Here is a 22,523-nt window from a genome sequence, read left to right as displayed (position 1 = left end):
GGCTCCTGTCGCGCGCCGTTGCGTGACGTCGGTGGAAGAAAGGGCGCAACGCCACGACGCGGGGTTACCGGTCGACCTCGACGTTATGCCTGGATGAGAGATGTCCGAGCCGATATCGGCCAATCTCGGCGCGGGGCCCGGACGGAAGGGATCAGCGAACGCCGTGTCGGCCCGGCCGCGGTAGCGGACCGGGCGAGAGCCGGGGGCTTCGCTGCCCCCTCGGCGTATCGCGATCACGGGAAAAGCCTATCGCTCTCCACCCCGGGCCCGTCATGGTCCGTATGTGTACAAAAGAGGGGGTGGAAGTTTGACGTTATGGACAGCGACAGATGACCTCTAGGCAAAGTGACCCACGGCGGGCAGCGTGGTGGGTACACCACTGGATCCGGGAGTCGGCATGGCGAAGATCTTGATCGTGACCGGGGACGCGGCGGAGTCGCTGGAGGTCATGTACCCCTACCAGCGTCTCCTCGAAGAGGGGTACGAAGTCCATATCGCCGCTCCGGCGCGCAAGCAGCTGCGGTTCGTCGTGCACGACTTCGAGCCGGGCTACGACACGTACACCGAGAAGCCGGGCTACACCTGGCCCGCGGACCTGGCGTTCTCGGAGGTGGACCCGGGTGACTACGTGGCGGTGGTGATCCCCGGGGGCCGCGCGCCGGAGTACCTCCGCAACGACCCGGAGCTGCGCAAGATCCTCAAGTCGTTCTTCGACGCGGACAAGCCGGTGGCCCAGATCTGCCACGGCCCGCTCCTGACGGCGGCGATCGGCAGCCTGGAGGGCCGCCGGGTCACGGCCTACCCGGCGCTGGAACTGGACATGCAGGCGGCGGGCGCGAGCTTCCAGGACACGGAGGCGGTCGTGGACGGCACCCTGGTCTCCTCCAGGGCCTGGCCCGACCACCCGACCTGGATGCGCGAGTTCCTGAAGGTCCTGCGCAGCAAGGCATGACGGGGCGCGGGCGGGCGCGCCGGCCTTCGGCCGCTTCCGCCCGCGCCGCTCACTCACCGCCGGACGTTCACGGTCACGCGCAGCCCGCCGTGCCCGGCGACGGCGACACCGACCGCACCCACGGCCACGGCCACCTCTCCATGACCGCCCACCGCCAGAGCGGTCGCCACGACCATCGCGATCAGACCCACACAGGCCGTGAACCAGGGCAGAGCACGACTGCCGCCATCGGGCTTGTCTGAGATACCGTCGAGGGACGCCAAGGGAATCACTCTCCTCGCAACAGGGGACCCCGTCGGCACGCGAGGGAGATCCGGAAAAGAACGAGGCCCGCCGCCAAGCAAGAGCCTCGCCCGGGTCTCCCTTCGCCACGTCCGGGGGCATCGGATGCGCTGTCGGCCGCTTATGTCAACGCTCCCTGGGCGTAGGCCCGTTGAGGCGATTGACCGTCCGTCAGCGCATGACGAGCCTACCGCCCGCCCCCACCGAGCCGTCACGGTCCGTATGTGTATAAACGGGGGTGTGGAAGTTTGACGTTATGGACAACGACGGGCTCCGGTTTGGCAGAACGTGAGGCTTGACGACACGCGCCATGGCTCTCCTGCCGGTCCACCGGGCGGCGGTCCCCGACGTCGAGCGAGGGCCGGCGAGGCGGACCGCGTCATCCCGCCTAGACCAGCTCCTCCGCGACGGCGACCGCGTCCGCCAGGGAGTCCACCACCGGCACCCCCACCGCCTCCAGCGACGCCCGGCTGTGCGACCCCCCGGTGTACAGCACCGCCCGCGCCCCCACGTGCGCCGCCGCCACCGCGTCGTCCGCCGCGTCGCCGATGACGACGATCCGCGAGGGGTCGACACCCTCCAGGGCGGCCAGGTGGCGCACCATGTGCGCCGACTTCCCCTCCGTGGAGGACCCGACCCGCCCGTCCACCCGGACGAACCGCTCCTCGATCCCGTGCTGCCGCACCAGCGGCACCAGCTGGGCGTGCGGGGCCAGCGAGAGCAGCGACTGCGTGAACCCGGACTCCTGCCGCGCGGCCAGCAGCTCCGCCGCCCCGACCGTGAGCCCGCACGACTCCGCCCGCTGCCAGTAGTGCTTGTGGAAGACGCCGTCCATCAGCACCCACTCGGCGTCCGTGGGCAGCCGCCCCATCAACCGTTCGTAGAACTTCGGCACCGGCACCATGTACAGATCGCGGTAGCGCGCGAGCGTGATCGGCTCCAGGCCCAGCTCGGCGAACGCCGCGTTCGTCGCCCCGATGACCGCTTCGATGTCGTCGAGCAGCGTGCCGTTCCAGTCCCAGACCAGATGCTTTCCGCTCTTCCCGTGCTTCCCCATGCGAAGACGGTACCGGCCCGCTCCGACAAACGGCCCGGACCGGCCGTTCCTCAGGCCAGCAGCCCGGGGATCTCCTGCACCCCGAACCACAGCAGCTCGTGGTCCTCCGCCCCGTCCACCGTGAACTGCGCGTCGTCGTCGCCCTGGTCCGCCGCGCCCAGCGCGTCCGCCGCCGCCGAGACGTCCGCCTCGGCGTCGTCCGCGTCGGCGTGCACGGCCGCTGCCTTGGCCAGCGGTACGGATCCGGCGATACGGACCTCGCCCAGGGCGCCGGGGTCCAGGCCCCGGTCGGGGTCGACGACCGCGTCCTTGTCCGGCACGTCCACGGCGACGACGATCCGGCGCCGCGCGGCCGCGGGGTCTCCGGCGAGCAGTCGCAGGGAGGCGGAGGCGGCGCGGTTGAGCGCCGCGTACTCCAGCTCCTCGATGTCGTCGGAGACGTACCACTCGCGCAGGGCGGGGGTCACGGCGTACGCGGTCAGCGGGCCGGGCCCCAGTTCGCCCGCCTTGTGCGCCTGTGCGAGACCGGGGAGGGTCAGAGGGACGTACACGCGCATGGCTGGCCGCTTTCGTAGTCGGAAACGCCCTCAGGATACGTGGGGAGTCCCCCTTCGGAGTCTCCCGGCGGTCGTCTCCCCGGTCCACCCGAGGCATCCCCCGCCCCCGCGCCGGCAGACCCGGAGGACCGCCTCCTCACTCTGATAGGTGAACCGGTCGTCCTGCCTCGAGAGCGCCCACGGTGCCTTGCGAGGGCGCCGAGCCCGCCCGTACAAGATCCCCAACAGAAGTTACCGCCCGGTAGAACGCTGGGCCGTACGGAACGGGGACCCTCCATGAGCACCGCCGCCACGAGCCCGAGGCCCGCCCGCACCCCCGCGCCGCGTGGGCCGGGTGGCCCGGCCGGCACCGGCCCGCGCGGTCGCGCCGGAACCCGCCCGGCAACCGCCTCACGCGGCGCCGTACCGGCCCGCGCCCTCCCGCCGCACGCTCTCTTCGCCGAACGCCTCCTCGCCGTCCTGAGCGGCGAGCGGCCGGTCCACTGGATGCTGGGGCAGACGGTCGGAGAGGCGTACGAGCAGCTCGTCCAGCTCGCCCCGGACACGCCCTTCCGTTCCCTGGGGGTGCGCCCCGTCCTGCGCACCTGCCGTTTCCACCCGCCGCGGACGGACGCCGTCGAGGTCTGCGCGACCGTCGCCACCGGGGAGCGGGTCAGGGCCATGGCCTTCCGTCTGGAGCGCGGCGCCGACCGCCGCTGGCGCTGCGCCGCCGTCGAACTGGACGGCCTCCACGGGCACGCCCCCGCCCACCGACAGGAACACCGGCCGGGACACCGGCCGGGACACCGACCGGAGCAGCCCCAGGAGCAGCTCCAGGAGCGGCTTCAGGAGCGGCGAGCGGAACGCCGGCAGGAGCACGGCCACGCGCGCGTGCCTGCCCAGTCGCGTGCGGCCCGGACATGACGGAACGGCTCGGACATCACGCAGGGGCGCGGGCCTGATCCACGGGCTCGGACATGGCCCACGGGCCCGGACATGACGAAGGGGCCGGCCACCTCGGCGGTGACCGGCCCCTCCTCCCCTCAGGGGATCACTTCTTGCGGCGACGACCGCCCGTGCTCTTCTGCGCCTTGCGACGCTCGGCGCGCGTCAGACCGTCCCCGCCCGCGGAGACCTCGTCGCTGACGAAGTCGCCCTCGACGATGCTGCCCTCGCCGTCCACCTTGGGCGCGGTGAAGTGCAGCCGGTCCGGCCGCTGCGGGGCGTCCAGCCCCTTGGCGCGGATCTCCGGACGCCCGGTGCCGGCCGGCACGGCGTCCTCCTTGCTGAGCGAGGTGGTCACCGGAACCTCCTCGACCTGCTGCTCGACCTGGACCTCCAGGTTGAACAGGTAACCGACGGACTCCTCCTTGATGCCCTCCATCATGGCGGTGAACATGTCGAAGCCCTCGCGCTGGTACTCGACCAGCGGGTCCTTCTGCGCCATCGCGCGCAGGCCGATGCCCTCCTGGAGGTAGTCCATCTCGTAGAGGTGCTCGCGCCACTTGCGGTCGAGCACCGAGAGGACCACGCGGCGCTCCAGCTCGCGCATGATGTCCGAGCCGAGCGACTTCTCACGGGCGTCGTACTGCTCGTGGATGTCGTCCTTGACGGACTCGGCGATGAACTCGGCCGTGATGCCCGCGCGGTCGCCTGCCGCCTCCTCCAGCTCCTCCACGGTGACCTTCACCGGGTAGAGCTGCTTGAACGCGTTCCACAGCCGGTCGAGGTCCCACTCCTCCGCGAAGCCCTCGGCGGTCTCCTGGCGGATGTAGTCGTCGATCGTGTCGTCCATGAAGTGGCGGATCTGCTCGTGCAGGTCCTCGCCCTCCAGGACGCGGCGGCGCTCGCCGTAGATCACCTCGCGCTGCCGGTTGAGGACCTCGTCGTACTTCAGGACGTTCTTACGCGTCTCGAAGTTCTGGGTCTCGACCTGGGACTGGGCGGAGGCGATGGCGCGCGTGACCATCTTGTTCTCGATCGGCACGTCGTCCGGCACGTTGGCCATGGCCATGACGCGCTCGACCATCTGCGCCTTGAACAGCCGCATCAGGTCGTCGCCGAGGGAGAGGTAGAAGCGGGACTCGCCCGGGTCGCCCTGACGGCCGGAACGACCGCGCAGCTGGTTGTCGATACGGCGCGACTCGTGGCGCTCCGTGCCCAGCACGTACAGCCCGCCGAGCGCCTTGACCTCCTCGAACTCCGCCTTCACGGCCTTCTCGGCGCGCTCCAGGGCGGCGGGGAGGGCCGCGGCCCACTCCTCGACGTGCTCGACCGGGTCCAGGCCCATCTGGCGCAGCTCGGCCTCGGCGAGGTCGTCCGGGTTGCCGCCGAGCTTGATGTCGGTGCCTCGGCCGGCCATGTTCGTCGCGACCGTGACGGCGCCCTTGCGGCCGGCCTGGGCGACGATCGTCGCCTCCCGGTCGTGCTGCTTGGCGTTGAGGACCTCGTGCTGGATGCCGCGCTTGGACAGCTGCTGCGAGAGGTACTCGGACTTCTCGACCGACGTCGTACCGACGAGGATCGGCTGGCCCTTCTCGTGCTTCTCCGCGATGTCGTCGACGACGGCGGCGAACTTGGCGACCTCGGTCCGGTAGATGAGGTCCGACTGGTCCTTGCGGACCATGGGCTTGTTCGTCGGGATCGGGACGACGCCGAGCTTGTAGATCTGGTGGAACTCGGCCGCCTCGGTCATCGCCGTACCGGTCATGCCCGAGAGCTTGTCGTAGAGGCGGAAGAAGTTCTGCAGGGTGATCGTGGCGAGGGTCTGGTTCTCGTCCTTGATGTCCACCCCTTCCTTCGCCTCGATCGCCTGGTGCATGCCCTCGTTGTAGCGGCGGCCGGCGAGGATACGGCCGGTGTGCTCGTCGACGATCATGACTTCGCCGTCGATGACGACGTAGTCCTTGTCCTTCTTGAACAGTTCCTTGGCCTTGATGGCGTTGTTCAGGTACCCGACGAGCGGGGTGTTCACCGACTCGTAGAGGTTGTCGATGCCCAGCCAGTCCTCGACCTTGGCGACACCGGACTCGTGGATGCCGACGGTGCGCTTCTTCTCGTCGACCTCGTAGTCGCCGGTCTCCTCGATGCCCTTGAGGGTGTTCCCGGCCTCGCCCCTGGTGAGGCGGGTGACCAGCTTGGCGAAGTCGCCGTACCACTTCGTGGCCTGGTCGGCCGGGCCGGAGATGATCAGCGGCGTACGGGCCTCGTCCACGAGGATGGAGTCGACCTCGTCGACACAGGCGAAGTTGTGGCCGCGCTGGACGAGCTCGTCCTTGGACCACGCCATGTTGTCGCGCAGGTAGTCGAAGCCGAACTCGTTGTTCGTGCCGTAGGTGATGTCGCAGTTGTACTGCTCGCGGCGCTGGGCGGGCGTCATGTTGGCGAGGATGCAGCCCACGGAAAGACCGAGGAACTTGTGCACCCGGCCCATGAGCTCGGAGTCGCGCTCGGCCAGGTAGTCGTTCACCGTGATCAGGTGCACGCCCTTGCCGGACAGCGCGTTCAGGTACGCCGGGAGCGTGCCGACGAGGGTCTTGCCCTCACCGGTCTTCATCTCGGCCACGTAGCCGAGGTGCAGGGCGGCGCCGCCCATCAGCTGCACGTCGTAGTGACGCTGGCCGAGGACGCGCTTGGCGGCCTCACGGACGGTCGCGAAGGCCTCGGGGAGCAGGTCGTCGAGGCTCTCACCGTCGGCGTACCGCTGCTTGTACTCCTCGGTGAGCCCCCGCAACTCGGCGTCGGAGAGGTTGACGAAGTCCTCTTCGATGGAGTTGACCTGGTCCGCGATGCGGTGCAGTTTGCGCAGGATCTTGCCTTCGCCTGCACGCATGAGCTTGTTGAAGACGGACACTGAGGCTGGTCTCCTTGCCGGTCGGGCCTGGCACTGGGTCGTGTGAAGGACTCGGGCGCGGGCACGGCAGGTGGTCCCCACCGCAACGGCCATCGTAAGCGAGACCGCCGCCGCGCCGGGAGGCCCGCAGTGCCGGAGTGCCACTACCGCCCGCAAAGAGAACGCGCGAGACGCACCGAAGGTGCCGCCGGGCCCGAAAAGTGTTCGCCTCCCGTCGCTCCGATCACCAGAATTCCGTCATGAAGCCGACGACACTGACCACGGAACGGCTGACCCTCGGCACGTTCACCCCGGAGGACGCCGACGAGGTCTACACGATCTGCCAGGACCCCGACATCCAGCGCTGGACGGTCGTCCCCTCGCCCTACGGACGTCAGGACGCGGAGTTCTTCCTGAACCGCGTCGTCCCCCACGGCTGGCGCGACGACACCGACTACAGCTTCGCCGTACGGCTCCGGGAGGGCGGTCCGATCCTCGCCGCCGCCGGGCTCCACCACCCGAACTCGGGGACGTGGGAGGTCGGGTTCTGGACGGCCAAGGAGCACCGCGGCCGGGGCTACATGACGGAGACCGTCCTCGCCCTGGCGCGCTGGGCGTTCACGGAGCTCGGCTGCACGCGCCTGGAGTGGCGCGCCGAGGTCGGCAACCAGGCGTCCCGCGCGACCGCCGAGAAGGCCGGCTTCACGATCGAGGGCACGCTGCGGGCCGCGCTGGCGAACAAGGGGGTGCTGCGGGACGCCTGGGTCGGCGCGCTGCTCCCCTCCGACCTCGGCCTGCCGGGGTCGCTGCCCTATCTGCCGGATCCCCGGTCCGAAGTCCGAGCGCCGGATCCCCGGTCAGGGGCGTGAGGCCGGATTTCCGGTCCGGGGCCTGAGTGTCAGTGCCGCCCTCTAGGGTGCGGACCATGACGACTGCGCCGCCTCCCGCCGCCGAACTGTCCGCGGACGAAGCCCGCCGGATCGCCCTGCGCGCCCAGGGATTCCTGGGCGCTCCCGACCGCCGCGCGGGGGTGCGGGGCGTTCTGCGTCACCTGGGGCAGGTGCAGCTCGACACGATCTCCGTCCTGGCGCGCTCGCACGAGCTGATCCCGTACGCGCGGCTGGGCGCGGTGGGCCGTACGACGGTCGAGGACGCGTACTGGACCGAGCGGCACGCCTTCGAGTACTGGTCGCACGCCGCCTGCATCCTCCCCATCGAGGAGTGGCCGCTGTTCGCCTTCCGCCGCCGCTCCTACCGTGAGCGTCCGCAGTGGCACCACGACCTGCCGGACGGGGCGTACGACGCCGTGATCAAGCAGCTGCGGGCCGAGGGCCCGCAGACGGCGACGGAGCTCGGCGGCGCGAAGAACAAGGGCGAGTGGTGGGACTGGTCCGAGTCGAAGATCGCCGTCGAGCGGGCGCTGATGTACGGCGAGGTGGTGTGCACCGAGCGGCGCGGCTGGAAGCGGGTCTACGACCTGGCCGAGCGGGCGATCCCGGGCAACCTGCTCCACGACGACCTGGACGACGCCGAGTGCCTGCGGCGGCTGGTACGGCAGGCGGGCGAGGCGCTGGGCGTGGGCACGCGCGCCGACATCGCCGACTACCACCGGATCAAGGGCGAGGCGTTCGACGCGGTGGTCGAGGACTCCGGGCTCGTCCCGGTCGTCGTGGAGGGCTGGGGGAAGCCGGCCTGGGCCGACCCTGCGGCTCTGGCGACGGAGCCGCGCGGCCGGCACCGCACGACGCTTCTGTCGCCCTTCGACTCGCTGATCTGGGAGCGGGCGCGCACCGAGCGGATCTTCGGTTTCACGCACCGCCTGGAGGCGTACGTGCCGAAGCAGAAGCGGGTGCACGGCTATTTCGCCATGCCGTTGCTGGCGGGCGGAAAGCTTCTGGGCCGCGTCGACCCGGCACGCGAGGGCAGCACGCTGGTGGCCCGGCAGGTGTCACTGGACTCCCCCAAGGCGGTCGGTCCGATGGCACAGGCGCTGCGCGAGGCGGCCGAGTGGGTGGGCTGCGACACGGTGCGGATCGAGCGGGCGGACCGTCCGGAACTGATCGCCCCGCTGACGGCCGCCCTCACCTGATCTCGAGGATCTTCTCCCGCATCGCGTAGACCACGGCCTCCATCCGGGAGTGCAGCTGGAGCTTCTCCAGAATGTTGCGCACGTGGTTCTTCACGGTGTTCTCGGAGATGAACAGCTCCTTGGCGATGTCCCTGTTGTTCATGCCGGTCGCGACGAGCTTGAGGACTTCCAGCTCGCGGTCGGTCAGCCGGGGCGCCGGCACCAGCCGGCGCTCGTCCGTCCGCTGGATCATCGACTTGAACTCGGTGAGGAGTTTCGACGCCATCGAGGGACTGATCTGCGACTGCCCGTCGGCGACCGCGCGAATCGCGGTGGCCACCTCGTCGGTGGAGATCTCCTTCAGGAGATAACCGGTCGCGCCCGCCTTGATCGCGTCGTAGAGATCGGCCTCCTCGTCGCTGATCGTCAACATGATGATCTTCGCGCTGGGGGCCACCTCCTTGATGGAGGTACAGGCCTCGATCCCGCCGCGCTTGGGCATCCGGACGTCCATCAGCACGATGTCGGGCAGCAGATCGGCCGCCTTGTCGACGGCCTCCGCCCCGTCCCCCGCCTCGCCGACGACCTGAATGTCCTCCTCCTGGGCGAGGACGATCTCCAGGCCCCTGCGGAAAAGGGCGTGATCGTCCACGACGAGGACCCGGATCGGCTCCTTGCGGGACTCCCCGCTGTCCGAATCCGATCCCTCGGCGGCGGCTGCGCCATCGGGCTCCCGCCCGCTGTGCACCGGCCCGAAGCTGTCCGCCATCGTTCCTCCCCCTGAAGGCCGTGGCCTGAATTCGTGTTCGGTCCTCCAACCACTGCGCTCAAAGCACGGGTTGGCGTGCACGCCATGATTTCATGCCCGGACGTCGGCGCGGTGATCCCGTGCACTTCATGGGGTCGCACGGGGGTGCCCCTGGGGGCGCAAGGGGCGCTCCAGGGGCACCGTGACGGACAACAAGGTGTGCTGCTCCGGCCGGCGGGTCAGCCGCCGAGGGCACCACCGGCACCGCCGCCCTCGGCGAGCGGGTCGTTCTCCAGATGGATGACGCCGTAGTCGTACGCATGCCGCCGGTAGACGACACTCGGCTGCTTGGTGTCGGCGTCGACGAACAGGTAGAAGTCGTGACCGACGAGCTCCATCTCGTAGAGCGCCTGGTCGAGGCTCATCGGCGCGGCGCTGTGGGTCTTCTCGCGGACCACCAGCGGGCCTTCGCCCTGTACTTCGATCGAGCCCATCATCGTGGTGGGCACCCCGCCGGCCTCTTCGGCTACCAGCTGGCCGTTTCCGTTGAGCTGCGCGACGCCCGGCACCACGTCGGCGACCTCGGCGGCCGACAGCCTGCCGGTGCCACGGCGGGTGTAGCGCTTGTCGTGCTGCTTGCGCAGTCGCGCCTCCAGCTTGTCGCTGGCGAGGTCGAGCGCTGCGTACGGGTCGCCCGCTGCCGCTTCCGCCCGGATGACCGGGCCTCGGGAGTGGAGGGTGATCTCCACGCGGTCGGACCTGTCTGCCTGCCGCGGGTTGTGTTCCTTGGACACCTCGACGTCGAGGCTGATCACCTTGCCGTCGAGCTTCTGGATCTTCTCCAGCTTCAGCTTCTCGGCCACGTGCTTGCGGAACCGCTCGGGCACCTCGGTCTTGCGGCCCTTGACGACGATGTCCACGCAGAACTCCGTTCCCGGATCGCTCAGGACGGCACCTGGGCCGCTGAGCATCTCCCTTTGCACCAGACTCCGGTGAATGCCGGAGTCTCGGACTTGGCGACTTTCACCTCCTCCTCCCCCATCGGCAAGATCCCCACCCCACCGATCCGAGGTTAATTCGCCCTGAACTCCTGTCCTCTAGGCGCACCCGTGCATTCGCTGAGGCGTAGCATTCGGCATTCCTCACAACCGAACATAGCTCGTTCGGACGGATGTCGGCACCCGCTGCAGCCACATACCTCCGTTCGGGTGTTTTCACCTCTCACCACCTGCAACGATGCAAGTTCTCGCCCAGTTCCGGTTTAGATCGAACGATGAGGGAGAACAGGCCACCACGGCCGCCGTCGGCCGTACGAATCCGTTTTCCGTCCCGTCGTTTTCGGCTGTGGTGCCACCCTGCCCGGGATCGAACGGAAGATGTACGGCACTCAGTGCCCGCGCCGCCTCCGCCAACGAGGCACCGGTGGTCATCAGATCGTCCACGAGCACCACCCGCCCGCCCTCCAGGAGCCGTGCGGCGCCGGAGACGGTCTCCAGGGCCCCGGCCAGATTGGCGAACCGCCCACGGGCACCGAGCCCCGACTGGTCCGCCACGTCCCGCCGCTGGCGCAGTACCGGAATCACCCGGGCGGCCCGCCCCCGTCGGCGCAGCCTGCCCGCCGCGGCCAGCGCGATCCGCCGGGTGGGGTCGTGGCCACGTGCCCGCACCGAGCGACGCGAGGAGGGCACCGGTACGAGGAGAAGGGGGCCGGCCCCCGAGGCGCCAGAGCGCCCGGCAGCGGCCTCCACGGCACTCGCGAGGGCGGAACCGAGGGGTCCGGCGAGGGACAGCGCGCCGCGCTCCTTGTGGGCGAGGAGCACGGACCGTACGGCATCGGCATAGGGCGCCGCGGCATGAACGGCCGGCAGCCCGGCCGGTTCCGGCCGGGGCCGCACCCTGCGCGGTCCGGGGCCTGCCAGCTCCTCCCGGCACCGCGGGCACAACTCCGTACGGGGCCTGCCGCAGCCTCCGCAGGCGACCGGCAGCACCAGTCCGGCGATCTCACGCCACCACCCCCGCATGGCTCCACTGTCCTCCTGCCGGTCACCTCCGGCCACCCCTGTGGACAACGGGAGGCGGCCAGGGGCGAACAGGGAGCCGAGCGGGACGGGAAGGCTGTCCGATCGGGTCGGGAGCAGGGGGCCGGGCGGGTGACGGCCGGCTGTCGGCGGTTACCCGGGATAGACCGGCGCGGAGCCGGCGACCTTGATCATCCGCTGCCAGTTCGCACCCGGCATCAGACGCACGATGCCGTCGTTGCCCGAGTCGGCGACCACCGGAGCGCGCTCGTCGTTCGGCGCGGCGACCGCCGTCACCCCGTTCAGGCCCGGCAGCAAAGACGCCGTGGAGGTCGCACCGTCCGTCTGGACGTAGCGGACCTGCTGAACGCCGCCCGCCTCCTTGCCGACCACGACGAGCCTGCTCGGACCGGCCCAGGACACGGCGGTGACGGCCTCCATCCGCGGCGCCGCGGGCTGGAGGTCCACCACCGACACGGTGGGCTGCGACCCGCCGCCCTCCCGCTCCACCCGGCCGATCTTCAGGGTGGAGCGGCCGTTCTTGTCCTTGAGCAGCAGAGCGATCCGCACGCCGTCCGCGGACACCCGCAGCGACGCGACGCGGGCACCGTCCGCGAGCCAGGGCGCCCGGACCTCGACGGGCTCGCCGTCACCGCCCGGGACCATCCACAGCCGTGGCTTCACCGGATCGCGGTCCGCCACCCACAGATCGCCGCGTCCGTCCCAGCTCGGCGTGGACAACCGGTCCTCGGGCCGTGCCGCGCCGCTCGTCACCAGCGCGGGAGGCAGCTCGCCGTCGGACAGGATCGACGCCACGCGCAGCTCACGCCCGTCCTTGCGGACCCCGGCCGCCCGGCTCTCCTCACGGTCCACCGCGACCGACAGCAGGGGCATCTCGCCCTTGCCGAACGGCCCCAGCGTCGCGTCCGCCTCCGCGTCCTCCTTGCCGCCGACCGGCAGCGTCTTCAACATGCCGTGCTCGTCGACGAAGAACGGGTTCTCGGCCCTGCCCGAGTCGTGCACCGGGGCGAAGTCCTCCGCCTGCGCCTTGGACAGCACACACAGCCGGCCACCGTCGGAACCTCGCTGGAGCTCCACCTGCTCGACCCGTACGGACGTCAGATCGCCGAGCGTGAACAGCAACTGAGCGGCCATCCGGCGGCAGACCTCCCCACCCACCCGGTCGGCCTTCGCGTTGAGCGGCACCTTCAGCGTGGACTGGTCGTCCGTCGCGAGCGAGGTGACGCCCTCCTTCAGTTCCGTACCGGAGGGGAAACGTGAATCCACGGCCGGCTTCAACCAGTTAGTCGGGCCCTCCAGCAGCGCCTTGACGGTCTGGGTCACCGGATCCATCCGGGTCACCGGGTCCTGCCGCTGCCGGATGTAGACCGGGTCGGCGACGACCCACTCCTGGCCCGAGGCAAAGTAGTACTTGTTGACGGAGCGATAGTTGCGCTGGAAGTCGGCCTCGCTGAGCACCAGCCCCGGCGGCAGGTGGTCGATGCGCCACTCCTTGCCCTTGCCGTCCGCGGCGGGCTGCTGCACCACGTGGATGAAGTCCTTGTAATCGGTGGGGCTCATCGGCTGGTACGCGTGCCGGGCGTCCACCGTGGCGATCTGCCGGCCGCGGATCGGGTACGACCGCCCCTGGCTCTCCGGGTCCGCCAGCCGGTCGGCCTGCTCGCGGTCCGGCGCCGTGGTGAGCACGGTGATGCTCTGTTCCGGCTTCCAGCTGCGCGCGGCCTGCTTCGTCAGATACTTCTTCGCGGTCGCGAAACCGGGATCGTCACTGGTCATGGCCTCAAGGAAGCCGTCGACGATCTCATCGGGCTCCGCGTTCTCCCGCGGCTGCACGGCGTACACCCGGACCTGCGAGTCACCCGGGTTGGACGCCTTCACACTCCGTACGTCCCCGCTGTCCGGCATCGTCGCGCAGCCCGTCGCCAGCAGACCGCCGCAGGCGAACAGCACACCTGCCCGCAGGGCACCGGACGACCGCTGTCCTCGGGAGTCAGCGCTCACCTGTTCTGTCCTCCCCCTCGGCGTTCGCCGACGCCATCGCCTCACCGTTGTCGGCCTCGGCCGACGGCCGTGCGACCACCCGCGCGCCACTGCCGGGCAGGGCCGTCGGATCCGCCGTGGCCCTCGGCGCCGCGGGCATCCGCGGCGGTACGGACAGCGCCGGTCGGCCCCCAGCGGCCTGTACCGGAACGGTCGCCCGGCGGGCCCCGCTCTCGGGTCCCCGCCCGACGGCCGCCTCGGCCGCCGCCTGCTCGCGGTTACGCCGCGAATCCTCCGGCTCCAGCGGGATCGGGGATCCGCGCAGCGGCTCGTCCGCCGTCCGCGGCAGGGTGAGCCGGAACTGCGAGCCGCCGCCGGGCTCGCCCCACGCCTGGAGCCAGCCGCCGTGCAGCCGGGCGTCCTCCACCGCGATCGACAGGCCCAGGCCCGTACCTCCGGTGGTACGCGCGCGTGCCGGGTCCGCCCGCCAGAAGCGGTTGAAGACCCGGGTCGCCTCGCCCGGCTTCAGTCCCACGCCGTAGTCCCGCACGGCGACCGCGACGGCGCCGCCCGCTGCGGCCAGTTTCACGATCACGTCCTTGCCCTCACCGTGCTCCACGGCGTTGACGACGAGGTTGCGCAGCACCCGCTCGACACGGCGGGCGTCCGCCTCGGCCACGACCGGCTGCTCGTCGCCGACGACCACGATCCTGCCGCCCTTGCGCTCGGCCAGCGGCTCCGCGCCGCCGATGACCCGCCGGACGACCTGACGCAGGTCTATCGGCTCGGCCTCCAGCGCCGCGGCCCCCGCGTCGAACCGACTGATCTCCAGCAGATCGGAGAGCAGCGACTCGAAGCGGTCGAGCTGATCGCCCAGCAGCTCGGCGGAGCGCGCGGTGACCGGGTCGAAGTCCACGCGCGCCTCATGGATGACGTCCGCCGCCATCCGTACGGTCGTCAGCGGTGTCCGCAGCTCGTGCGACACGTCCGAGACGAACCGCCGCTGCATCCGCGACAGCTCCTCCAGCTGCTGGATCTTCAGCTGCAGGTTCTGCGCCATCTTGTTGAAGGCCTCACCGAGCCGGGCGATGTCGTCCTCGCCGGTGACCTTCATCCGCTCCTGGAGGCGGCCCGCCGAGAGCCGCTCCGCGATCCCGGCCGCCATCCGCACGGGCGTGACGATCTGGCGCACCACCAGCCAGGCGATGGCGCCGAGCAGCACGACCACGAACAGACCGGCCGTCGCCAGCGTGCCCTTCACCAGCGCGAGGGAGTCCTCCTCGTGCGTCAGCGGGAAGAGGTAGTACAGCTCGTACTGCGTGCCCTCGGCGTCGTTGAGCCGCTTGCCCACCACGAGCCCCGCCTCGGACTCCTTGCCGTTGGTGTAGTGGATCCGGGTGTAGGTCTGGAAGGTGCCGGCGCCCTGCGCCACATAACGCCGCAGGTCGTCGGGGATGCTCGTGGCCGGGTCGACCTCACCGGACGCACGCGCGCCCCGGCTCGCCGGCCCGTCCGAGTCCTCCAGCGAGAGCGCGACCACGTTGAACGCGCTCTGGCCGCCACTGGCGAGCTGTTCCACCAGCGTGGAGCGCCAGGTCAGCGAGGCACCGGCACGACCGCCGTCCTGCCCGCCTGGCACGTACGGCGTGGTCGCCGCCTTGTCCTGGGCGGCGGAGAATCCACCGGCGGCCTGGCTCTGGGCAGCCTGCTCCTTGGCGTCGCGCAGACCGTTACGGACCTGGCCTATGACGACCAGGCCGAGCAGCAGCACGACACCGAGCGACATCAGCAGGGTGCCCGCGACGACCCGCAGCTGGATGTTGCGCCGCCACAGCCGTACGGCGGGCAGCAGCGGACGGCGCACCCAGCGGGCGAAGAGCCGGAGCACCGGTCCACCCGGCGCCCCGTCCTCGAGCAGCCGTCCACCACGGAGCAGACGGCCGAATCGCGAGCCCCCCCGCCTCGGTCCGGCAGTCCGCCCCGACCGGACTCCCGGCTCGCCGGGCTTCGGAGCAGTACTGCCTGCGCTCATGTCAGCTCGGCCCCGCCTTGTAACCGACACCACGGACGGTCACCACGATCTCCGGGCGCTCCGGGTCCTTCTCGACCTTGGAGCGCAGCCGCTGGACATGCACGTTCACCAGCCGGGTGTCGGCCGCGTGCCGGTAGCCCCAGACCTGCTCGAGCAGGACCTCACGGGTGAACACCTGCCACGGCTTGCGGGCCAGCGCGACGAGCAGGTCGAACTCGAGCGGCGTCAGGGCGATGGACTGCCCGTCCCGCTTCACCGAGTGACCGGCCACGTCGATGACCAGATCGCCGATGGAGAGCTGCTCCGGCGCGGGCTCCTCTGACCTCCGCAGCCGCGCCCGGATACGGGCGACGAGCTCCTTCGGCTTGAACGGCTTGACGATGTAGTCGTCGGCCCCGGACTCGAGTCCCACCACCACGTCGACGGTGTCGCTCTTGGCCGTCAGCATGACGATGGGCACGCCGGACTCGGCCCTGATGAGCCGGCACACCTCGATGCCGTCCCTTCCGGGCAGCATGAGGTCCAGCAGCACCAGGTCCGGCTTGGCCTCACGAAAAGCGGCAAGCGCCTTGTCGCCGTCCGCTACGAACGACGGCTCGAACCCTTCACCCCGCAGCACAATCCCGAGCATCTCGGCCAGTGCGGTGTCGTCGTCGACGACAAGAACGCGTCCCTTCATATCGACATCATCCCATTTCCGTATCAGTCTCAAGGCGGCTGGTGAGATACCTCACTGACCTGCGGTGACGTTCGTGATTGCGCGCCGTTAACCGCCGGTGTCTGTGGGTGGTGATGTCAGACATGGATGTCACGCCCGTGGCCTCGATGTGGTCGCCCAGAACCGTACCCCGCGCGGTCGGCTGCGGCCCATGCCCCAGAAGAACTCCTCAGCCGGCCGCACACGCGCCTGTGAGGTGGTCCAGCTCGCGGTCGTGCCGCCCGGCGCGCAGGAACTCATCCGGCGTGCTGTACCGCTCCAGGCGGACGACATTCGGTTCCGATGGAGACATCCGCTGCTGGTGGGGCGCGCCTCCCGAACCTTATGCCCGGGAATCAGCGGTCGCACGTCACTCACAGTGCCCTGGCCGGCGGAAACGAGCACCAGGACCGACCTCACGGCTCCTCGTGTCACCCGTCCTCCACCGCGGTTCCCCGGCCTGTCCGGCACGGAAGGACACGCGACCGACGCCCGCCACCGCTGCGGTTTGTGCGCACTGATCAGCCATCCGCCCAGTCTGCCCCCTGGACCTCCCCCGACTGAGGCCGGAATGGAGATACCGGCCCCCGCCCACCGGCGGGTCCCTCGTGGCACGATGGCTCACGGCCCGCCGCCCGGACAGGCGATCGGCCCCTGTGACCGTGCCGGCTCGCCGAGCCGGCCCCGCGACCATTCCTCGAGGTGGACGACCGTGAACGACACTCCGGGCTGGACCTCGCCCGGATCTGCTCCCTCCGACGGCCAGGACGGTTCCGGGGTTCCCCGGCCCGCGACGCCCGGTGACGCGAACGGCTCCGCCCCCCAGTGGTCCAAGGACCAGCCGCCGGCCGGACAGTGGTCCCCCCCGACGGCTCCGGTCCCCGGCCAGGCGCCCGCGCCTCAGGCCGGCCGGGGCTGGGGCGGTCCGCCCCAGAACGGGAACTGGGGCAAGCCGCCGGCCGCCAAGCCCGGCGTGATCCCGTTGCGCCCCCTGAGCATGGGCGAGATCCTCGACGGCGCCGTGTCGACGATGCGTACCTACTGGCGCACGGTCCTGACCATCACCGTCACCGTCGCCGTCATCTCTCAGGTCGCCGACATCCTCGTCCAGCGCTTCCTGGTGCCGACACCGCCCGAGATCAACCCGGACGCCTCCCCGGACGAGGCGGTGGCCCAGCTCGGCGAGTCCCTGCAGGCGACCCTGATCGGCTCGATCCCCGCGATCCTGATCCTTCTGATGGCCACCCTGGTGAGCGCCGCTCTCCTCACCGTGGTCATCAGCCGCGCGATCCTGGGCCGGCCCGTGTCGCTGGGCGCCGCCTGGCAGGAAGCCCGGCCGCGCCTGTCGCGGCTGCTGGGCCTGACCCTGCTGCTCTCGGCGATGAGCGCGGCCATCGTGTTCGTCGCCATGGTGCCCGGACTCCTCATCGGTGACGAGGCCGGCGGCGCGCTCGTGGCCCTCGGCGCTCTCGCCGGCGTGGTCGTGGTCGTCTGGCTGATGGTCCGCTTCAGCCTGTCCTCGCCGGCCCTGATGCTGGAGCGGCAGGGGGTCGTCCAGTCGATGAAGCGCTCGGCCAAGCTCGTCCAGGGCTCCTGGTGGCGCATCTTCGGCATCACGCTGCTGACGCAGCTGCTGCTCTTCCTCGTGGCAATGATCATCGCGGTCCCGTTCGCGATCGTCGCGATCGGTGTCGACGGCGACGGCTTCAGTGGCCTGGTCTCCGGCTCCACCCCCGATTTCGGCTGGTCGTTCCTGATCATCACGGGCATCGGCGGTGTCATCACCAACGCCATCACCTACCCGATCTCCGCCGGCGTGACCGTCCTGCTCTACGTGGACCAGCGCATCCGCCGCGAGGCGCTGGACCTCGAACTCGCCCGTGCCGCTGGCCTCCCCGGCTACGGCCCCGCTCCCGGCGACCAGGCCACCGGGAGCTGACAGGGTGCGGACCACGGGGGGTACGACCACGGCGCAGCTGCCGGTCCGGGACGTGGACGACGTCCCGGTGGACATCCCCCGCGTCCCCGCCCGTGAGGCGGCGGAGCGGGAACTGTCCAAGCCGATGTACCACGAGAACGACCCCAGCCTGCTGGAGCGCGGCCTCGACCGCTTCTGGGAGTGGGTCGGTGACCTCTTCGACACTGCCTCCGGGGCGACCCCCGGCGGCCTGCTCGGGCTTCTCGTGATCGTCGTGGTCGTACTCGCCCTGATCGGCGCCATCTGGTGGCGCCTCGGCACTCCGCGACGAACCCCCGGCACAGGGGACTCGCTGTTCGAGGACGGGCCCCACACCGCCGACCAGCACCGTGCCGCCGCCGCCCGGCACGCCTCCGCCGGCCGCTGGAACCAAGCGGTCCAGGAGCGAATGCGGGCGATCGTCCGCTCCCTCGAGGAGCGCACCCTTCTCGACCCGCGCCCCGGACGCACCGCCGACGAGGCCGCCGCCGAGGCAGCCCGTTCCCTGCCCTCCCACAGGGACGAACTCCGGGCCGCCGCCCGCTCCTTCGACGACGTCACATACGGCGGCCGCACGGCCGACGAACCCGCATATCGCCGCATCGAGGAGCTGGACGCTTCCCTGGAGCGGTCCAAGCCCACCCTCGACACCACCCCCGCCGGGGCACCCGAATGAGCCGGACGCGCACCAGCACCACCTCGGCCTCTCTGACCCCGCGCCAGATCTGGACCCGGGCCCGCGGGGTGCTCCTCATCCTCGGCCTGGTCCTGATCGGCGGCATCGTCCTGGCGACCGTGCGCTCCACCGACCACCACGGCCGCCTGGACCCCCGCTCCGCGGACCCCAACGGCAGCCGGGCCGTCGCCGAGCTCCTCAAGGCCCAGGGCGTCACCGTGCGGGTGGTCACCACCCTCGACGAGGTCACCGCCGCCACCGGAGCCGACAGCACGCTCCTCGTCACCACCCCGGATCTGCTGGCGGACCACCAACAGCCCTTGCTCCGTGGAGCGATGACGGAGTCCTCCGGCCGGACCGTCCTCGTCGGCGCGGGCAGCGCCTCCCTCGGCACCCTCGCCCCCGGCGTCACCTCCGCCACCGGCACCTCGGTGACGGCCCGCGAACCCCAGTGCACCCTGCCCGAAGCGGCCCGCGCCGGCAGCGTCGACATCGGCGGCGAGCGGTACACCACCGCGATCGACACGGCCGACGCCTGCTACCCCAGCGGCGGTCGACCGACCCTTCTCCGGCTCCCGGCGTCCGGCGGCGGCGGCGGCGGCGGCGACACCGTGCTCCTCGGCTCCGCCGACATCCTCTACAACGAGCGTCTCGACCAGCAGGGCAATGCCTCCCTGGCGCTGCAACTCCTCGGCTCTCGTCCCCATCTCGTCTGGTACCTCCCCTCCCTCTCCGACACATCCCTGACCGAGAGCGACCCTGAGGGCGAGTCCTCCGACAGCGCCGCCGACAGCTTCCTCTCGCTCATCCCCTCCGGATGGCTGTGGGGCACTCTGCAACTCGCCCTCGCCGCCGTCCTCGCCGCCATCTGGCGAGCCCGGCGCCTCGGCCCTCTCGTGACCGAACGACTTCCGGTCGCCGTCCGGGCCTCCGAAGCCACGGAGGGCCGTGCCCGCCTCTACCGCAAGTCGAACGCGCGAGACCGCGCGGCCGCCGTGCTGCGCGGCGCGACCCGGGGCCGTATCGCCCCGCTCCTGGGCGTCGCCGCCCAGGACGCCCACTCCCCCGAGACCCTGCTCCCCGCGCTGTCGGCCCGCCTCCCGGCGACCGCCACAGCCCCCCGGGACCTGCTCTTCGGCCCGGCTCCCGCCGACGACGCCGCCCTCATCCGCCTGGCAGACCACCTCGACGCCCTCGAAAGAGAGGTACGCACCTCATGAGCGCCCCGACCCCCGAGACCGCTACGAACTCGGACAGCGCCCGCGCCTCCCTGGAGGCCCTGCGCACCGAGATCGCGAAGGCGGTGGTCGGCCAGGACCCCGCCGTCACCGGACTCGTCGTCGCCCTGCTCTGCCGGGGGCACGTACTCCTCGAGGGAGTCCCTGGCGTCGCCAAGACCCTGCTCGTCCGTGCGCTCGCCGCCACCCTCGAACTCGACACCAAGCGCGTCCAGTTCACCCCCGACCTGATGCCGAGCGACGTCACCGGCTCGCTGGTCTACGACGCCCGTACCGCGGAGTTCTCCTTCCAGCCCGGTCCCGTCTTCACCAACCTGCTGCTCGCCGACGAGATCAACCGCACCCCTCCCAAGACCCAGTCCTCGCTCCTCGAAGCGATGGAGGAGCGCCAGGTCACCGTCGACGGCACGCCCCGCCCTCTGCCCGATCCGTTCATGGTCGCCGCGACGCAGAACCCGGTCGAGTACGAGGGCACCTACCCCCTCCCCGAGGCCCAGCTCGACCGCTTCCTGCTGAAGCTGACCGTCCCGCTGCCCTCCCGCGAGGACGAGGTCAGCGTGCTGACCCGCCACGCCGACGGCTTCAACCCCCGGGACCTCCGGGCCGCCGGAGTCCGTCCGGTCGCCGGCCCCGCCGACCTCGAGGCAGCCCGCGCCGCTGTCGCCAAGACCTCGGTCTCCCCCGAGATCGCCGGCTATGTCGTCGATATCTGTCGTGCCACCCGTCATTCCCCCTCGCTCACCCTCGGCGTCTCTCCCCGAGGCGCCACCGCCCTGCTCTCCACCGCCCGCGCCTGGGCCTGGCTCACCGGCCGGGACTACGTCACCCCGGACGATGTGAAGGCCCTGGCACTGCCCACCCTGCGCCATCGCATCCAGCTGCGGCCCGAGGCCGAGATGGAAGGAGTCACCCCCGACTCCGTCATCAACTCGATCCTCGCCCACGTCCCCGTACCCCGCTGAGAACGGCGCCCCATGGCCCTCACCGGACGAACCGCGCTGCTCGCCGCCCTCGGATCGCTCCCCGTAGGCATCCTCGCCCCCAGTTGGACGGGGATGCTCGCGGTGAACGCGCCCCTCTCACTCGCAATTCTGTGCGACTACGCGATGGCCGCGCCAGTGCGAACGCTGCAGTTCACCCGAAGCGGTGACACAACCGTTCGACTGGGTGACGGGGCGAACGTACAGCTCACCGTCACCAACACCTCGCGGCGCCGTCTGCGCGCCCAGCTCCGGGACGCCTGGCCGCCCAGCAGTTGGCTGCCGGGTACCGATCAGGCGGCCTCCCGGCACAAGCTGACCGTGCCCGCCGGGGAACGCCGCCGGATCACGACGTCCTTGCGGCCCACCCGCCGCGGCGACCGCCAGGCCGAGCGCATCACGGTCCGCTCCTTCGGCCCCCTCGGTCTGGCCGCCCGACAGGGCAACCACCACGTTCCGTGGACAGTCCGGGTGCTGCCGCCCTTCACGAGCCGAAAGCACCTCCCCTCACGCCTGGCGCGCCTGCGCGAACTGGACGGCCGCACCAGCGTCCTGACGCGCGGTGAGGGCACCGAGTTCGACAGCCTCCGCGAGTACGTCCCGGGTGACGACACCCGCTCCATCGACTGGCGGGCCACCGCTCGCCAGACCGCGGTCGCCGTTCGCACCTGGCGCCCCGAGCGCGACCGCCACATCCTGATCGTGCTCGACACCGGCCGCACCTCAGCGGGACGGGTGGGAGACGTTCCGCGCCTCGACGCCGCCATGGACGCGGCTCTGCTGCTGACGGCATTGGCTTCTCGCGCCGGCGATCGCGTCGACCTCCTTGCCTATGACCGCCGCCTACGGGCGCAGGTGCAAGGCCGCTCGGCGTCGGATGTTCTGCCCGCGGTGGTCAACGCGCTGGCCACGGTCGAGCCGGAGCTCGTCGAGACGGACGCTCGATCCCTGGCGGCCACGGCCCTGGCCCGGGCTCCCCGCCGCTCGCTGCTGGTGCTGCTGACGAGCCTGGACGCGGCTCCGGTCGAGGAGGGCCTCCTCCCGGTCCTTCCTCAGCTCACGCAGCGCCATACGGTCCTTCTCGCATCCGTCGCGGACCCGTACACGGCCGATATGGCGGAGGCTCGGGGCACGATCGACGGCGTCTACGAAGCGGCCGCAGCCACTCAGGCTCAGGCACAGCGTGACCGCACGGCAGAACAGCTCCGCCGCCACGGCGTCACCGTCGTGGACACCACTCCAGAAAACCTGGCACCGGCCCTGGCGGACGCCTACCTCGCGCTGAAGGCGGCCGGCCGCCTCTGAAAACGCCTGTGGGCTTCCGGCGAGGAAGCCCACAGGTTTCGTACTGCTCCTGAACGCAGAAAAGCCCCGCACCATAAGGTGCGGGGCTTTCCCACAATGATTGTTCGGCGGCGTCCTACTCTCCCACAGGGTCCCCCCTGCAGT

General features: G+C 70.9%; 19 protein-coding genes. 9 read left to right on the top strand and 10 right to left on the bottom strand.

The window, feature by feature from the left end; genetic code table 11:
- Nucleotides 1–397: 397 nt before the first annotated feature.
- Complete coding sequence (locus tag ACZ4VW_RS30005; protein ID WP_467967842.1) at nucleotides 398–952, top strand: DJ-1/PfpI family protein; 555 nt, start codon at nucleotides 398–400, stop codon at nucleotides 950–952.
- 53 nt (nucleotides 953–1,005) lie between these two features.
- Here the strand turns inward: ACZ4VW_RS30005 and ACZ4VW_RS30000 are convergent, their stop codons facing one another.
- The 3 genes from ACZ4VW_RS30000 to ACZ4VW_RS29990 form a co-directional block, all read right to left on the bottom strand.
- Nucleotides 1,006–1,215 (bottom strand): hypothetical protein, encoded by a 210-nt coding sequence (locus tag ACZ4VW_RS30000; protein WP_467967840.1) that lies wholly within the window; start codon nucleotides 1,213–1,215, stop codon nucleotides 1,006–1,008.
- A 407-nt stretch (nucleotides 1,216–1,622) separates the two neighbouring features.
- Nucleotides 1,623–2,291: an HAD family hydrolase gene (locus tag ACZ4VW_RS29995; protein ID WP_467967838.1), complete on the bottom strand. Its 669-nt coding sequence runs from the start codon at nucleotides 2,289–2,291 to the stop codon at nucleotides 1,623–1,625.
- 50 nt (nucleotides 2,292–2,341) lie between these two features.
- Nucleotides 2,342–2,848 carry a DUF6912 family protein gene (locus ACZ4VW_RS29990; RefSeq protein WP_467967836.1) on the bottom strand — a complete coding sequence of 169 codons (507 nt, stop codon included), beginning with the start codon at nucleotides 2,846–2,848 and terminating at the stop codon, nucleotides 2,342–2,344.
- 276 nt (nucleotides 2,849–3,124) lie between these two features.
- On the opposite strand from ACZ4VW_RS29990, the gene ACZ4VW_RS29985 reads away from it, so the two are divergent.
- Nucleotides 3,125–3,751: an Rv3235 family protein gene (locus ACZ4VW_RS29985; protein ID WP_467967834.1), complete on the top strand. Its 627-nt coding sequence runs from the start codon at nucleotides 3,125–3,127 to the stop codon at nucleotides 3,749–3,751.
- 127 nt (nucleotides 3,752–3,878) lie between these two features.
- Here the strand turns inward: ACZ4VW_RS29985 and secA are convergent, their stop codons facing one another.
- The gene (gene secA, locus ACZ4VW_RS29980) at nucleotides 3,879–6,680 is read right to left on the bottom strand and encodes a preprotein translocase subunit SecA (RefSeq protein ID WP_467967832.1); all 2,802 of its coding nucleotides are present in this window, start codon (nucleotides 6,678–6,680) and stop codon (nucleotides 3,879–3,881) included.
- 239 nt (nucleotides 6,681–6,919) lie between these two features.
- Between secA and ACZ4VW_RS29975 the strand changes: the two genes are divergently transcribed.
- Nucleotides 6,920–7,528, top strand: coding sequence for a GNAT family N-acetyltransferase (locus ACZ4VW_RS29975; protein ID WP_467967830.1), 609 nt, complete (start codon nucleotides 6,920–6,922; stop codon nucleotides 7,526–7,528).
- Nucleotides 7,529–7,584: 56 nt separating this feature from the next.
- Entirely contained in the window at nucleotides 7,585–8,748 is a 1,164-nt protein-coding gene (locus tag ACZ4VW_RS29970; RefSeq protein ID WP_467967828.1) for a winged helix-turn-helix domain-containing protein, read from the top strand.
- On the opposite strand, the gene ACZ4VW_RS29965 is transcribed toward ACZ4VW_RS29970, so the two are convergent.
- From ACZ4VW_RS29965 to mtrA, 6 genes are all read right to left on the bottom strand, one after another.
- The gene (locus ACZ4VW_RS29965) at nucleotides 8,741–9,496 is read right to left on the bottom strand and encodes a response regulator transcription factor (protein WP_355112557.1); all 756 of its coding nucleotides are present in this window, start codon (nucleotides 9,494–9,496) and stop codon (nucleotides 8,741–8,743) included. The genes ACZ4VW_RS29970 and ACZ4VW_RS29965 overlap by 8 nt on opposite strands.
- Before the next feature lie 218 nt (nucleotides 9,497–9,714).
- Entirely contained in the window at nucleotides 9,715–10,395 is a 681-nt protein-coding gene (gene hpf / locus ACZ4VW_RS29960; protein ID WP_467967826.1) for a ribosome hibernation-promoting factor, HPF/YfiA family, read from the bottom strand.
- A 294-nt stretch (nucleotides 10,396–10,689) separates the two neighbouring features.
- Nucleotides 10,690–11,496 carry a ComF family protein gene (locus ACZ4VW_RS29955; protein WP_467967824.1) on the bottom strand — a complete coding sequence of 269 codons (807 nt, stop codon included), beginning with the start codon at nucleotides 11,494–11,496 and terminating at the stop codon, nucleotides 10,690–10,692.
- A gap of 150 nt (nucleotides 11,497–11,646) precedes the next feature.
- A complete protein-coding gene (locus tag ACZ4VW_RS29950; RefSeq protein WP_467967822.1) occupies nucleotides 11,647–13,515 on the bottom strand; it encodes an LpqB family beta-propeller domain-containing protein in 1,869 nt (622 codons plus the stop codon).
- Entirely contained in the window at nucleotides 13,505–15,526 is a 2,022-nt protein-coding gene (gene mtrB / locus ACZ4VW_RS29945) for an MtrAB system histidine kinase MtrB (protein ID WP_467967820.1), read from the bottom strand. The genes ACZ4VW_RS29950 and mtrB overlap by 11 nt, the downstream gene beginning before the upstream one ends.
- Before the next feature lies 1 nt (nucleotide 15,527).
- On the bottom strand, nucleotides 15,528–16,205 hold the full coding sequence (gene mtrA / locus ACZ4VW_RS29940; RefSeq protein WP_356889901.1) for a two-component system response regulator MtrA: 678 nt from the start codon (nucleotides 16,203–16,205) through the stop codon (nucleotides 15,528–15,530).
- Nucleotides 16,206–16,935: 730 nt separating this feature from the next.
- On the opposite strand from mtrA, the gene ACZ4VW_RS29935 reads away from it, so the two are divergent.
- From ACZ4VW_RS29935 to ACZ4VW_RS29915, 5 genes are read left to right on the top strand one after another with little or no spacing between them, the layout of a single operon-like run.
- A complete protein-coding gene (locus tag ACZ4VW_RS29935) occupies nucleotides 16,936–18,162 on the top strand; it encodes a proline-rich domain-containing protein (RefSeq protein ID WP_467967818.1) in 1,227 nt (408 codons plus the stop codon).
- 4 nt (nucleotides 18,163–18,166) lie between these two features.
- Nucleotides 18,167–18,856: a DUF4129 domain-containing protein gene (locus ACZ4VW_RS29930; RefSeq protein WP_467967816.1), complete on the top strand. Its 690-nt coding sequence runs from the start codon at nucleotides 18,167–18,169 to the stop codon at nucleotides 18,854–18,856.
- The gene (locus ACZ4VW_RS29925; protein ID WP_467967814.1) at nucleotides 18,853–20,076 is read left to right on the top strand and encodes a DUF4350 domain-containing protein; all 1,224 of its coding nucleotides are present in this window, start codon (nucleotides 18,853–18,855) and stop codon (nucleotides 20,074–20,076) included. Before ACZ4VW_RS29930 ends, ACZ4VW_RS29925 begins: the two co-directional genes overlap by 4 nt.
- Nucleotides 20,073–21,056 (top strand): AAA family ATPase, encoded by a 984-nt coding sequence (locus tag ACZ4VW_RS29920; protein WP_467967812.1) that lies wholly within the window; start codon nucleotides 20,073–20,075, stop codon nucleotides 21,054–21,056. The genes ACZ4VW_RS29925 and ACZ4VW_RS29920 overlap by 4 nt, the downstream gene beginning before the upstream one ends.
- Nucleotides 21,057–21,068: 12 nt before the next feature.
- On the top strand, nucleotides 21,069–22,379 hold the full coding sequence (locus ACZ4VW_RS29915) for a DUF58 domain-containing protein (protein WP_467967810.1): 1,311 nt from the start codon (nucleotides 21,069–21,071) through the stop codon (nucleotides 22,377–22,379).
- Nucleotides 22,380–22,523 lie beyond the last annotated feature (144 nt).

The sequence above is a fragment of the Streptomyces sp. NPDC029139 genome (genome assembly GCF_055564335.1).
Note: the sequence above shows the minus strand (reverse complement) of the source record. Positions and strands in the feature narration are given on the sequence as shown.

Bases quoted from the DNA above. Each gene is read 5' to 3' on its own strand.
- ACZ4VW_RS30005 (WP_467967842.1), top strand. From the start codon at position 398: ATGGCGAAGATCTTGATCGTGACCGGGGACGCGGCGGAGTCGCTGGAG.
- ACZ4VW_RS29995 (WP_467967838.1), bottom strand. From the start codon at position 2,291: ATGGGGAAGCACGGGAAGAGCGGAAAGCATCTGGTCTGGGACTGGAAC.
- ACZ4VW_RS29990 (WP_467967836.1), bottom strand. From the start codon at position 2,848: ATGCGCGTGTACGTCCCTCTGACCCTCCCCGGTCTCGCACAGGCGCAC.
- ACZ4VW_RS29985 (WP_467967834.1), top strand. From the start codon at position 3,125: ATGAGCACCGCCGCCACGAGCCCGAGGCCCGCCCGCACCCCCGCGCCG.
- ACZ4VW_RS29975 (WP_467967830.1), top strand. From the start codon at position 6,920: ATGAAGCCGACGACACTGACCACGGAACGGCTGACCCTCGGCACGTTC.
- ACZ4VW_RS29970 (WP_467967828.1), top strand. From the start codon at position 7,585: ATGACGACTGCGCCGCCTCCCGCCGCCGAACTGTCCGCGGACGAAGCC.
- ACZ4VW_RS29965 (WP_355112557.1), bottom strand. From the start codon at position 9,496: ATGGCGGACAGCTTCGGGCCGGTGCACAGCGGGCGGGAGCCCGATGGC.
- ACZ4VW_RS29955 (WP_467967824.1), bottom strand. From the start codon at position 11,496: ATGCGGGGGTGGTGGCGTGAGATCGCCGGACTGGTGCTGCCGGTCGCC.
- mtrB (WP_467967820.1), bottom strand. From the start codon at position 15,526: ATGAGCGCAGGCAGTACTGCTCCGAAGCCCGGCGAGCCGGGAGTCCGG.
- mtrA (WP_356889901.1), bottom strand. From the start codon at position 16,205: ATGAAGGGACGCGTTCTTGTCGTCGACGACGACACCGCACTGGCCGAG.
- ACZ4VW_RS29925 (WP_467967814.1), top strand. From the start codon at position 18,853: ATGAGCCGGACGCGCACCAGCACCACCTCGGCCTCTCTGACCCCGCGC.
- ACZ4VW_RS29920 (WP_467967812.1), top strand. From the start codon at position 20,073: ATGAGCGCCCCGACCCCCGAGACCGCTACGAACTCGGACAGCGCCCGC.
- ACZ4VW_RS29915 (WP_467967810.1), top strand. From the start codon at position 21,069: ATGGCCCTCACCGGACGAACCGCGCTGCTCGCCGCCCTCGGATCGCTC.